Source organism: Nocardia sp. NPDC001965, from assembly GCF_053594175.1.
On the sequence record NZ_JBSFDZ010000001.1, the window covers coordinates 145,957 to 158,548 of the forward strand.

Sequence of the window (12,592 nt, forward strand, 5' to 3'; positions counted from 1 at the left end):
CGGCCGGGTCCGCGCCCCCCTCCGAATCGTGCGCGGAACCGGCCGATATCAGCCGCGGCGAGCGGTGGCCAGCAGTTGTTCCACCGTCGCCAGCTTCACCCGGGGCCGGCCCGCCGCGGCACCCGCGGCACGTTCGGCGCGATCCACCGCCTGCCAGGCCGTCCGGTCGACCACATCGGGTTGCCGGGCCCGTACCAGATCCGAGAGCCCGCCCCGATCCCGAACCGGGGCGGGCAGCATCCCGGCTGTGAAATCGTTCAGGATCGCGGCCACCGTCTCCGCCGCATCGGCCCGGTTGGAGCCGATCACGCCGCGCGGCCCGCGTTTGATCCAGCCCGCCGCGTACACGCCCGGTACCGGTGCCCCTGCCTCGCCGATCACCCGTCCGTCCGCCGTCGGCAGCACCCCGCGCTGCTCGTCGAACGGCAGATCGCCGACGGGTTCGCCCCGGTATCCGACCGCGCGCACCACCAGCGTTGCCGCCAGCTCCCCGGTCTCCCCGGTCGGCCGGGCAGTCGGCGCCGCGACCGGCCCGGTGAGCTCGTTGCGGACATAGCGCAGCCGGTCCACCCGGTCCGTACCCACGATCTCGGTGGGGGAGACGCAATACCGGAAGACGATCCGCTTGTTGCGCTCGTGGAGCGGGCGGCCCGCGAATTCCTCGGCGGCCGCCAGTTTCAACCCGAGTTCGTAGGGCGCGTCCGAGCCGGTGTGGTAGGCCTGCGCCGCTTCGTCGAATACGAGATCACCCGGATCGACCACGATATCGACGCCGCCGAGCTGTCCGAGCGCACGGAACTCCGGCGCCGTGTAGGCGGCCTGCAACACCCCACGGCGCCCCAGGATCACCACTTCGCGGATCGCGCTCTCCCGTAAGGCGGCCAGTGCGTGATCGGCGATATCGGTGCGCGCCAGCTCGTCCGGGTCCATGGTGAGCACCCGCGCGATATCCAGGGCGACGTTCCCGTTGCCGACGATCACCGCCCGCTCCCCGGACAGGTCGAATTCTCGATCGGCGTAACCGGGATTGCCGTTGTACCAGGCCACGAACTCGGTGGCCGATACGCTGCCCTGCAGATCTTCCCCGGGCACATCGAGGCGCCGGTCGGCGGGCGCGCCGACCGCGTAGATCACCGCGTGCACGCTCTCGCGCAGCTCGGTATGCGAGATATGCGCGCCTACCTCGGTGTTCAGGTACATCTGCAGCGCGTCGCGTTTGAACGCGGACGCGAACATATCGGTGACCCCGCGGGTCTGCGCGTGATCCGGTGCCACCCCGTAGCGCGCCAGACCCCAGGGGGTGGGGAGCCGGTCGAACATCTCCACTTCGACCGCCCCGGCGACCAGCAGTTGTTCGGCGGCGTAGCACGCGGCGGGGCCGGTACCGACGATCGCCACCCGCAGGGTGCCGAGATCCTTGGCCGGCCGCTGTACCGGGGGTGGCGCGGACATATCCGGTTCGAGCGGATGCCGCGCGAAATATCCGGCGTTGACGTCACGGAATCCGTCCAGATACGGCGGCAGATCCTCCTCGGCGTAGATGGCGTCCACCGGGCACGCCTCGTAGCAGGCGCCGCAGTCGATGCAGGTGTCCGGATCGATGTAGAGCATCTCCGCGGTCGCGAACTGTGGGTCCTGCGGCCGCGGCCGGATACAGTCCACCGGGCATTCGGCCACGCAGCTGGCGTCGTTGCAGCAGCGCTGGGTGATGACGTAGGCCACCTAATTCTCCCGCTGCCTGCGCCGGTACCGCACCCGGCACGGCTGCTGCAACTGCACGACCATCTTGGAGTGGTCGTTGCGGTAGCTCTCCGAGGGCTGCAGCATCTCGAATTCCCAGTCCCGCAGCAGTACCGAGAAGATCGCCTTGAGCTGCATCAGCGCGAACGCCGCACCGACGCAACGGTGGCGGCCGGCGCCGAACGGGATCCAGGTCCAGCGGTTGATCAGGTCTTCCTGGTTGGGGTCGATATAGCGGCCGGGATCGAAACTGTCCGGGTTCGGGAAATCCTCGGCCAGCCGGTTGGAGATGGCGGGCGTCGCTGCCACGTGGTCGCCGGATTCGATCCGTTTCCCGCATACCTCGAAATCGCCCTGGGCGACCCGCATGAGGATGATGAGCGGCGGATGCAGCCGCAGCGTTTCCTTGAGCACGGCTTCCAGCTGCGGGATCTGGCGCAGCGCATGAAAGCTCACCTCCTGGCCGTCGGCGTAGAGCTCGTCGAGTTCCTTCACCACGCCCGACAGTACTTCCGGGTGCCGCAGCAATTCGATGACCGACCACGCGGCGGTGCCCGAAGTGGTGTGATGCCCGGCGAACATCATCGAGATGAAGATGCCGGTGACCTCGCTGGCACTGAAATGCGGAGTTCCGTCCTCTTTCTGCACCGAGACCAGCACATCGAGGAGATCGCGGTCCTCTTTGTCGGCGGGTGGGTTCGCGATCCGCCCATTCATGATCTCCTGGACGAGTTCCACCAGCGCGGCCCGGGATTCGTCGCGGATCCGGAAACTCTCGATCGGCATGTACGGGTCCACGTACGCCAGTGCGTCGGTCCCGCGTTCCAGGTTGTGGTAGAGGTGAGCGAACCGGCTGTCGAGTTCTTCACGGAATTTCGTTCCGATCAGACAGGCCGAGGAGGTGTAGATGGTGAGTTCGGCGAAGAAGTCGAGCAGGTCGATCTCGCCCTCGTCGCCCCAGCCGGCCAACATCCGGTCGACCTCCTTCTCGATGGTCGCCGCGTGTCCGCGCATCTGGTCGCCGCGCAGGGCGGAGTTGTGCAGCATCTCCTTGCGCCGTTCGGGGCTGGCGTCGAACACCACGCCTTCGCCGAAGATCGGTTTCATGAAGGGGTAGGCGGCGGCCTGGTCGAGGTCCTCGTCGGCGGCGCGGAAGAAGAATTCGTTCGCTTCGGCGCCCGTGAGCAGGATGACGTGGCGGCCGGCGAGTTCGAATTCCCCGACGTCCCCGCATTCCTCCCGTACCCGGCGCATCAGCGCGATCGGGTCGGTGCGGAATTCCTCCAGGTGGCCGTGTTCGTGTTCGCCTCCGGACACCCGCGGCGGTTTCACCGAAGTCATGTGGAAATCCTTCCCCAGATTACTGTCCAGGATCTATGATAGACACCTGTCTGGACAGTACTACGGGGTGTTGTGTACAAGCAAGGCGCGCCCCCTCGATCCGCCACCGGCGCGCTGTCAGGATGCCATACTGTCCGGACACCTGTACGGAATAGTGTTCGGGCTAGAGAAGCGAGCGAGAACAGGCCCATGAGCGGAAACCAGACCCTGTGGGGACGCGGCGCCGTGGTCGTCGGCGCCACCAGCGGCATCGGCCACGCCGTCGCCCACGCCCTGGCCGGACACGGCGCCGGAGTGGTCGTCAACGGACGCAACGGCCCCGCCGTCGAGCGCACGGTCAACTCCCTGACCCTCGCCGGGCACCGCGCCGTCGGCGTCACCGGCAGCGCCGCCGACGAAACCACCGCCACCGAACTCGTCGACACCTGCGTGCGCACATTCGGCGCCATCGACGTCCTCGTCAACTGCGCCGGTATCGCCGAACCCGCCGGATCCTCCATCCTCGACGTCAGCACCCGCGACTGGCGCGCTCTGCTCGACTCCCACCTCACCACCACGTTCAACACCTGCCGCGCCGCCGCCCCGAAGATGGTCGCCCAGGGCCGCGGCAGCATCATCAACACCAGCTCCTTCGCCTACCTCGGCGACTACGGCGGTACCGGCTACGCCGCCGGCAAAGGCGCGGTCAACTCGCTCACCCTCGCCATCGCCGCCGAACTCGCCGAACACAAGATCCGCGCCAACGTCGTCTGCCCCGGCGCCAAGACCCGGCTCTCCAGCGGCTTCGACTACGAAGCCAAGATCATGGAGCTCTACCGCCGCGGCATGCTCGACGAGATCAGCAAGAACGCCGCACTCGACGCCCCACCCGCCCACTACGTCGCCCAGCTCTACCTGTACCTTGCCGGCGCCGCCGCCGAACACGTCACCGGACAGATCTTCGTCGCCGCAGGCGGATTCGTCGGCCGCTACGACCGCCCCACACCCAGCATTCTCGGCTTCCGGGACCACAACGACACCCCGCCCTGGACCCAGGACGAACTACACCGCATGATCGGCGGCGCCGGGACCGGTCCGCAGTGACCGAATTCCCCGAACTCGGCTGCTACGGTCTGGCCGGGCACGCCACCGACCCGCATATCCTGCTCGACGAGGCCCGCGCCGCCGAACGCCTCGGCCTCGGCGCGATGTTCCTGTCCGAACGTTTCAACACCAAAGAAGCCTTCGCCCTCGCCGCCGCCGCGGGCGCGGTCACCAGCGAACTCGGTATCTGCACCGCCGCCACCAACCACAACACCCGCCATCCGCTGATCACCGCGTCCGGCGCGGTCACCCTGCACCGCCTCACCCGGGGCCGCTACAGCCTCGGCCTCGGCCGCGGCTTCGGCGCCCTCTTCGACGTCATCGGCCTGCCCCGGATAACCTCCGCCCAGCTGCGCGATGCCACCGAGCTCTACCGGCGCCTCTGGCGCGGGGACACCGTCGTCGGCCACCACGGACCCGCCGGGAACTACCCGATCCTGCACCTGGACCCCACCTACGACGAAGCAATCCCGGTCACCCTCACCGCGATCGGCGCCGATACCCTGCGCCTGGCCGGACAGATCGCCGATGCCGTCGTTCTGCACACCTTCTTCACCGACGACACCACCGCGCGCGCCGTCCGCACCGTCCGCACCGCCGCCGAAGCCGCCGGCCGCGACCCCGCCGCCATCCGCATCTGGTCGGTCCTGGCGGTGGTGGACGACACCCAGGGCGAAACCGCCCGTCTGCGCAAACTCGTCGGCCGCCTCGGCACCTACCTGCAGGGGTACGGCGATATCCTGGCCCAGGTCAACAGCTGGGACCCGCAGATACTCGACGACTTCCGTGCGCACCCGCTGGTCACCGGAGCCGGTGGCGCCCTGGACGCCGTCGCCGACACCACCACCCTCACCGCTGTCGAAGACCTGCTGCCCGCCGAATGGCTCGCCGCCTCCGCCACCGGGAGCCCCGAACACTGCGCCGCGCGCATCGCCGACCAATTCGACGCCGGTGCCGACGGAGTCATCCTGCACGGCAACACCCCCACCGAACTGGCCCCCGTTCTCGACGCGTGGCGGCGGCACCGCGACCCCGGCCGGTTCGCCGCCCTGCCCGCAAACCCCGGCAGGAGCCGCGCATGACCAGCCCCACCGATATCGCCGGCCTCACCCCCGAATGGCTCACCGCCGCCCTCGGCCGCCGCGTCACCGCCGTCAGCAGCGAAGCCGTCGGCACCGGCCAGATCGGCAGCGTGCACCGATTACGGCTCACCGGCGACGGGGTCCCGGAGCAACTGCTGGCGAAACTACCCGCCGCCGACCCCGGCGTACGCGCCATGCTGGCCGGCGCCTACCGCCAGGAAGTCCGCTTCTACACCGAGATCGCGCCCACCGTCGATATCCGTACACCCCGCTGCCATCACGCCGAGATCCACAGCGACGGAGCCGAATTCGTGCTCCTGCTGGAAGATCTCGCCCCCGACCGGCAAGGCGACCAGATCGCCGGCTGCCCGGTCGCCCACGCCCATCCGGCGGTCGCCGACCTCGCGGGTCTGCACGCCCCCCGCTGGTGCGACGACACCCTCCTGGAAATCGAGGGGTTCAGCCGCAACGGCCCCGAAGAAGCGGAGGCGCTGCGCGAACTCTACGGACCCACCACCGATATCTTCCTCGACCGGCTCGGGCACCGGCTCCCCACCGAAGACCACACGACCCTGCGCGCCTGCGGCGAAGTGATCGCCGACTGGCTGCTCGCCCGCCCCGAACGGTTCGGTCTCGTCCACGGCGACTACCGCCTGGACAACCTGCTGTTCGGTACCGGCACCACACCGCGGGTCACCGCTGTCGACTGGCAGACCGTCAATCTCGGCCTCCCGGCCCGCGACCTCGCCTACTTCGTCACCACCGGACTCGACCCCGAGATACGCCGCACCGCGGAGGAAGACCTCGTCACCACCTATCACCAGCGCCTCACCGACCTGGGCGTGACCGGCTACACCGTCGAGGACTGCTGGCAGGACTATCGTTTCGCCGCCCTCCAGGGACCACTGGTGGCGGTGTTCGGCGCCGCCTACGGCACCCCGTCCGAACGCGGCGACGCCATGTTCGCCGCCATGATCCGCCGCAGCTGCGCCGCGATCCGCGACCTCGACTCACTCGACCGGCAGCCGGCACCCCTGCGCGCGCCCGCACCGGGCCGGATTCCGGTCGAGTGAGCTTCCAGCGGGGGAATACGTAGCCGGCGGTCACGAACCCGGCCGACCAGCCGGTCGTCGTCGCGGACAATCGCCTACGGCGTACCGGCCGAGAGCGTCCGGCCGTGCGCGGTGCCTTCCACCGCATCCACATAGACCTGAGCGATATCGGCGACCGGGGTACCCCCGGCCGGGTCCATACCCAGACCGAGGAGGGTTTCCCGCACCCAGCCCGGGCTGACGGTGTTCAGGCGGATACCGCGCGGCATCTCGGTCGCCGCCGCATGCACGAACGCCTCCAGACCCGCGTTCACCAGATAACCCAGCGAGCTCCCGGGCACAGGTTCGATGAACCGGCCGCTGGTGAGCGTCACCGAACCGCGATCCCGCACCCGGGCCGCCGCGCGCCGGACCAGATCCACCTGCCCTACGAGTTTCCCGTCGAGGCCCGCCCAGAACTCGGTGTCCGACCCGGCGCTCAGCGGTGTCAGGCCACCGCTCGCGGCACAGCACACCACCGCGTCCACCGTCCCGACCGCGGCGAACAGGGTATCGATCGTCGCGATATCGGCCATATCCACCCGCACCGGTCCACGACGTGACGCACCCACCACCTCGTGCCGCGCCGCCAAGTTCGCGGCGACCGCACTGCCGATGGTGCCCGTCGCCCCGATCACCAGAATCCTCATCGCTGTCCTTTCCTCCGTCCGGCTTCTACCGGGACCAGCCTGCGACGGCCGGCGCCACGGTCCCAGACCTCCACCGGAGATACCTCCGCGATGGGTGCATCCAGCAGGTGCAGGTTCGCCGGGCGTGAATCCGCGAGACTGGTAGCCGTGAGCACCGACACCGAGCTGGGCGAATTCCTGCGATCGAGGCGGGCGCGGCTGCAACCGGACGCCGCCGGGCTGCCCGTGTACGGGAGCCGGCGCCGGGTCCCGGGCCTACGCCGCGAGGAACTCGCGCAGCTCGCCGGGGTGAGCGCGGGCTACTACACCCGTCTCGAACAAGGGCAGAGCCCCAACGCGTCGGACTCCGTGCTCGACGCCGTCGCCCGCGTCCTACGTCTGGACGAGGCCGAGCGCGCCCACCTGTATTCCCTGGCCCGGCCCAAGCCGAAGGGGCGCCGCCGCCCCGCCGAACCCGAGCAGGTCCGGCCCGGCGTACAACGCATGATCGAATCGTTCGATGCGGCACCCGCCCTGGTCCTGGGCCGGTTCGTCGCCGTCCTGGCCTGGAACCCGATGGCACACGCGCTACTGGCCGGCCATCTCGACTACGCGGCGCCCGGCCGGCCGGACGACCGCCCCAATATCGCCCGCATGGTGTTCCTCGACCCGCACACACGTGAGCTGTACGACGACTGGCCCCGGAAAGCCCGGTCCACCGTGGCCGACCTGCGGCTGATCGCCGGACAGTATCCCGGCGCGCCCGCCCTGAACAGTCTGATCGGTGAACTGACCCTCGCGAGCCCCGACTTCGCGACACTCTGGGCCGCGCACTCCGTGGGCGACTGCGGCGGCGCCACCCGCGTCCACCACCACCCGGTCGTCGGCGCCATCACGCTCACGACCGAGTTCATGACCCTTCCCGAGGACGAGGGACAACGGGTGGCCGTGTACCACGCAGAACCCGGCTCATCCGCCGAATCCGCGCTGCGCATCCTGTCCGGACTCGTCGCCACCACGGCATCGGGCCGGCCCATGGAATAACACCACCACCCCCACCGTTCAAGTAGATGCAAACGCATAGAAACTACGGTGGGAGTGACACACGATGCAGTTCGGAATCTTCTCGGTCAGCGACATCACCCGCGACCCCGTGACCGGCGTGACACCCAGCGAAGCCGAACGGATCGACGCGATCGTCGCGATCGCCCGCAAAACCGAAGAGGTCGGTCTCGACGTCTTCGCCATCGGCGAACACCACAACCCGCCGTTCTTCTCCTCCTCGCCGACCACCCTGCTCGGCCACATAGCAGCCACCACCGAACGGTTGATCCTCACCACGGCCACCACCCTGATCACCACCAACGATCCGGTGAAGATCGCCGAGGACTACGCCATGCTGCAACACCTGTCCAAGGGCCGCATGGACCTGATGCTCGGCCGCGGCAACACCGGACCCGTCTACCCCTGGTTCGGCAAGGACATCCGCGCCGGACTACCGCTGGCGCTGGAGAACTACAACCTGCTGCACCGGCTGTGGCGCGAAGACGTCGTCGACTGGGAAGGTGAATACCGCACCCCGCTGCAGAGCTTCACCGCCACCCCGCGCCCCCTCGACGGTGTGCCGCCGTTCGTCTGGCACGGCTCCATCCGCACCCCCGAAATCGCCGAACAGGCCGCCTACTACGGCAACGGGTTCTTCGCCAACCACATCTTCTGGCCCACCGCCCACTCGCTGCAGCTCATCGAGTTCTACCGGCAACGTTTCGAGCACTACGGGCACGGCACCAAGAAACAGGCCATCGTCGGGCTCGGCGGCCAGGCCTATATCGCCAAGAAATCCCAGGATGCCTGGAACGAATTCCGCCCCTACTTCAACGAGGCACCCGTCTACGGCCACGGTCCGTCCCTGGAGGACTTCGCCGAGATGACCCCACTATCGGTCGGCAGCCCGCAGGAGATCATCGACAAAACCCTCACCTTCCACGACACCTTCGGCGACTACCAGCGTCAGCTGTGGCTGATGGACCACGCCGGACTGCCACTGAAAACAGTGCTGAACCAGCTGGACCTGCTCGGTGAAGAAGTGGTGCCCGTCCTGCGCAAGGAACTCGACGCGCGCCGCGACCCCGAATCCGCGCCGGCCCCCACCCATCTCGCGCGCGTCGCCGCCCAATACGGCGACGCACCGGCCCGACAGGCCCGCCCCAACGCCAACCAGGGCGACAACCTGGCCGGCACCAGCCCCTACCAGGACGCCACCGCATGAGCGACGGCCCACCGGAAGGGGCCGACCAGGAACACGACGATCCCGCGCAACCGCCCGCCGGCCACCACAACCCCGGCCGAGAAGACAACAGAACCAGCGGGCGGCTCGCCAACGACGCCTGGGAAGCAGTACTGACCGCACACGCCGTCCTGATGAAACAGTTCGCGGCACAGGACGTATGGCACGGACTCACCATGCGCGAATACGACGTCCTCTACACCCTGTCCAAATGCCCCGAACCCATCCGGCCCGCCGAACTGAACCGGCACGTCCTGCTCACCCAACCGGCCCTGTCCCGGATGGTCGACCGGCTCATCGAACGCGGCCTCGTCCAACGCACCCCCGACCCGCACGACGGCCGCGGCGTCCGGCTCTCCCTCACCACCGAGGGCCGGACCCGGCAGCGCCGCATCGGCGGCCGCCACGCCGTCGGCGTCGCACAGGCGCTCACCGGCGCACTCACCGACGACGAACTACGCACCCTCGAACACCTCTGCGGCAAACTCGCCGCCACCACGAAAAGGAACCGGATATGACAACCACCGACGGCCAGGGCACCACCCCCTACCGACTGGTCGTGGTCAGCGGCGGCACCAGCAACCCGTCCTCGACCCGGCTGCTCGCCGACCGTGTCTCCGCTCGCGTCGGCGAGCTCGCCCGCCACCGCGGCGGCGCCACCGTCACCGTGAACGTCATCGAACTGCGCGAACTGGCCACCGAGATCACCACCGCCCTGGTCTCCCAGCTCATGGGACCGAAAATGACCGCCGCGATCGACACCCTCGCCACCGCCGACGGCCTCATCGTCGCCGCCCCCGTCTACAAGGCCGCACCCAGCGGACTGCTCACCTCCTTCTTCCACGTCCTCGACAACGACCTCCTGATCGCCAAACCGGTCATCCTGGCCGCCACCGCGGGCACCGCCCGCCACGCCCTGGTCGTCGACGAACAGATGCGCGCCCTGTTCGCATTCCTGCGCACCATGACCGTGCCGACCTCACTGTTCGCCACCTCCGAGGACTGGAGCGACAACGACCTGAACAAACGCATCGACCGCGCCGCACTCGAACTGACCCTGCTGATGGAGAGCGGATTCGCGCACCAGGTCAAAAACGAATCCTGGAACAGCTACCAGCACAGCTTCGGTAGCGCCGGAGGCAGCGAAACCTCCGTCGACCTCGACACCGACCTCATGCGCCTGGCGGCCGGTGGGGGAGCGGCGGTCCGACCACGCGGCTGACCCGGTCGGCCGGGCGCCCGTCACCACCGGAAACCCGTGGCGGGCATGTTAGTTTGCTGTGGTGGCCGTGCCTCTGGACACCATCGATCAGGTCACCCGATATCTCGACCTCGCCGGTGTCTTCGCCTGCGCCATCCTCGGCGGCGCCGTATCCCGCACCGAAGGCCTCGACCTGTTCGGATTCCTCGTCGTCGGTATCGTCTCCGGGCTCGGCGGTGGCATCATCCGTGACACCCTCCTCCAACAAGGCCCCCCGGTAGCTCTCACCGATTACGCCTACCTGCCCACCGCTGTCGCCGGCACCCTCGTCTCGTTCGTCATCCACCTCAGCGAACACTCCTGGGACCGGCTGTTCACCGCACTCGATGCGGCCGTCATCGGGTTCTGGGCGGTCACCGGCGCCCAGAAAACTCTCGCCGCCGACCTCGGCTGGCTCCCCGCTGTCCTGCTCGGCATCACCACCGCGGTCGGAGGTGGCGCCACCCGCGACGTCCTACTCCGGCGAGTACCCGCAGTCTTCGGCGGCAACGGCCTCTATGCCACCGTGGCAGCCGTCGTCGCGGGCACCATGGTCATCAGCACCTACCTCGGCGCCCCCGCCGTCGGCATCATCGCCGGGATCGGCTGCTCGCTGCTGCTGCGCCTGGCCGCAGTGCGCTTCGGCTGGGGCCTGCCCAACGGACTGAACTGGCAACCGCACACCCGCCTCGCCGCCGCCTTCCGCGGTCGGCCACCACGCCGCCGTCGCCGACAGAACCGCAACCCGAGCCCCGGCACCGAAACGAGCAGTGCGACACCCACCCGCGAACAGAAAGGCACAATCGATGAACCGTGACGCCGCGACTGTTCTCTCCGGCCTGGACACTGCCCGCGACGAAATAGAGGACCGCTACCGCGACCTGCACACCCACCCCGAACTCGGGATGAACGAACACCGCACTGCCGACATCGTCGCCACCGCCCTTCGCGAATACGGCTACGACGTCACCACCGGCATCGGCGGCACCGGAGTCACCGGAGTCCTGCGCAACGGGTCCGGCCCCACAGTGCTGCTCCGCGCCGACATGGACGCACTCCCGGTGAAAGAAGCCACCGGCCTGCCCTACGCCTCCACCACCACCGTCGATCGTGACGGTATCGCCCAACCCGTCATGCACGCCTGCGGCCACGACGTCCACGTCACCTGTCTCCTCGGCTTCGCACGCCTGATGTCCGAAGCCCCGCACGCGTGGCACGGCACCGTCATCACCCTGTTCCAACCCTCGGAGGAGGACGGCACCGGCGCCCGCGCCATGGTGGACGACGGACTCACCAGCAGAATCCCCGCGCCCGACGTAGTACTCGGCCAGCACGTCCTGCCCTATCCCGCCGGCTCCGTCGGCACCTGCCCCGGACCGTTCCTGTCCGCCGCCGACAGCCTGCGCGTCACCGTGCACGGCCGCAGCGCCCACGGTTCCCAACCGCAGGCATCGATCGATCCAGTCGTCATGGCAGCGATGTGCGTGGTACGACTCCAGACGGTGATATCTCGCGAAATCGCCCCGACCACCCGCGCAGTCGTCACCGTCGGCAGCATCCACGCCGGCACCGGGCCCAACCTCATCCCCGATACCGCCGTACTCGAAATCAACGTGCGCACCTATGAGCCGGAAACCCGGACACGCATCCTGAGCGCCATCGAACGGATCGTGCGCGCCGAAGCCGTCGGCTCCGGCGCGCCACGCGAACCCGAGTTCGAACGGATCACGACCTTCCCACCGACCGTCAACGACCCGGACACCACCCGCCGGGTTGCCGCCGCCTTCGATACCGCCTTCGGCACCGCCGCCGGCACCATCGATCCGCAAACCGCCAGCGAAGACGTCAGCGAGATCCCCACCGCGTTCGGCGTTCCGTTCACCTACTGGGCGCTGGGCGGCACCGACCCGGCCGCCTTCGCCGCCGCCGTCGACAAAGGCACCCTCTTCCAGGACATCCCCGTCAACCACAGCTCCCGCTTCGCCCCGGTCCTGCAACCCACCCTCGACACCGGGGTCGAAGCTCTCGTGGTCGCCGCTCTCGCGTGGCTGGGTTCAGCAGAACACCACGAATGACCCGCCGCCCCTGCTCCCGTCGGC

The 12,592-nt window shown here is 68.8% G+C and carries 12 protein-coding genes; 9 read left to right on the plus strand and 3 right to left on the minus strand.

Annotated elements, in window-relative coordinates; all coding sequences use genetic code 11:
* Window positions 1-48 precede the first annotated feature (48 nt).
* Window positions 49-1,722: a 4Fe-4S binding protein gene (locus ACWCPQ_RS00695; RefSeq protein WP_449893211.1), complete on the minus strand. Its 1,674-nt coding sequence runs from the start codon at window positions 1,720-1,722 to the stop codon at window positions 49-51.
* Window positions 1,723-3,081 carry a cytochrome P450 gene (locus ACWCPQ_RS00700; protein WP_449893214.1) on the minus strand — a complete coding sequence of 453 codons (1,359 nt, stop codon included), beginning with the start codon at window positions 3,079-3,081 and terminating at the stop codon, window positions 1,723-1,725.
* A 189-nt stretch (window positions 3,082-3,270) separates the two neighbouring features.
* Here ACWCPQ_RS00700 and ACWCPQ_RS00705 point away from each other — a divergent pair, with 189 nt between their 5' ends.
* Genes ACWCPQ_RS00705 through ACWCPQ_RS00715 form a run of 3 tightly spaced genes read left to right on the plus strand, consistent with a single transcriptional unit; the run spans window position 3,271 to window position 6,319 of the window.
* The gene (locus tag ACWCPQ_RS00705; RefSeq protein WP_449893217.1) at window positions 3,271-4,164 is read left to right on the plus strand and encodes an SDR family NAD(P)-dependent oxidoreductase; all 894 of its coding nucleotides are present in this window, start codon (window positions 3,271-3,273) and stop codon (window positions 4,162-4,164) included.
* The gene (locus tag ACWCPQ_RS00710) at window positions 4,161-5,246 is read left to right on the plus strand and encodes a TIGR03857 family LLM class F420-dependent oxidoreductase (RefSeq protein ID WP_449893220.1); all 1,086 of its coding nucleotides are present in this window, start codon (window positions 4,161-4,163) and stop codon (window positions 5,244-5,246) included. Before ACWCPQ_RS00705 ends, ACWCPQ_RS00710 begins: the two co-directional genes overlap by 4 nt.
* The gene (locus tag ACWCPQ_RS00715; protein ID WP_449893222.1) at window positions 5,243-6,319 is read left to right on the plus strand and encodes a phosphotransferase; all 1,077 of its coding nucleotides are present in this window, start codon (window positions 5,243-5,245) and stop codon (window positions 6,317-6,319) included. The genes ACWCPQ_RS00710 and ACWCPQ_RS00715 overlap by 4 nt, the downstream gene beginning before the upstream one ends.
* 74 nt (window positions 6,320-6,393) lie before the next feature.
* Here ACWCPQ_RS00715 and ACWCPQ_RS00720 read toward each other — a convergent pair whose 3' ends face one another.
* Window positions 6,394-6,987, minus strand: a complete 594-nt coding sequence (locus tag ACWCPQ_RS00720; protein ID WP_449893224.1) for a short chain dehydrogenase — start codon at window positions 6,985-6,987, stop codon at window positions 6,394-6,396.
* A 147-nt stretch (window positions 6,988-7,134) separates the two neighbouring features.
* Between ACWCPQ_RS00720 and ACWCPQ_RS00725 the strand changes: the two genes are divergently transcribed.
* The 6 genes from ACWCPQ_RS00725 to ACWCPQ_RS00750 all read left to right on the plus strand — a co-directional run bounded on the left by ACWCPQ_RS00725 (window position 7,135) and on the right by ACWCPQ_RS00750 (window position 12,568).
* Window positions 7,135-8,010, plus strand: a complete 876-nt coding sequence (locus tag ACWCPQ_RS00725) for a helix-turn-helix transcriptional regulator (protein WP_449893226.1) — start codon at window positions 7,135-7,137, stop codon at window positions 8,008-8,010.
* Window positions 8,011-8,074: 64 nt separating this feature from the next.
* Window positions 8,075-9,235: an LLM class flavin-dependent oxidoreductase gene (locus ACWCPQ_RS00730; RefSeq protein ID WP_449893228.1), complete on the plus strand. Its 1,161-nt coding sequence runs from the start codon at window positions 8,075-8,077 to the stop codon at window positions 9,233-9,235.
* The gene (locus ACWCPQ_RS00735; protein ID WP_449893230.1) at window positions 9,232-9,771 is read left to right on the plus strand and encodes a MarR family winged helix-turn-helix transcriptional regulator; all 540 of its coding nucleotides are present in this window, start codon (window positions 9,232-9,234) and stop codon (window positions 9,769-9,771) included. Before ACWCPQ_RS00730 ends, ACWCPQ_RS00735 begins: the two co-directional genes overlap by 4 nt.
* Window positions 9,768-10,475 (plus strand): CE1759 family FMN reductase, encoded by a 708-nt coding sequence (locus tag ACWCPQ_RS00740; protein ID WP_449893232.1) that lies wholly within the window; start codon window positions 9,768-9,770, stop codon window positions 10,473-10,475. The genes ACWCPQ_RS00735 and ACWCPQ_RS00740 overlap by 4 nt, the downstream gene beginning before the upstream one ends.
* A gap of 61 nt (window positions 10,476-10,536) precedes the next feature.
* The gene (locus ACWCPQ_RS00745) at window positions 10,537-11,310 is read left to right on the plus strand and encodes a trimeric intracellular cation channel family protein (protein ID WP_449893234.1); all 774 of its coding nucleotides are present in this window, start codon (window positions 10,537-10,539) and stop codon (window positions 11,308-11,310) included.
* Window positions 11,300-12,568 carry an amidohydrolase gene (locus ACWCPQ_RS00750; RefSeq protein ID WP_449893236.1) on the plus strand — a complete coding sequence of 423 codons (1,269 nt, stop codon included), beginning with the start codon at window positions 11,300-11,302 and terminating at the stop codon, window positions 12,566-12,568. Before ACWCPQ_RS00745 ends, ACWCPQ_RS00750 begins: the two co-directional genes overlap by 11 nt.
* Window positions 12,569-12,592 lie beyond the last annotated feature (24 nt).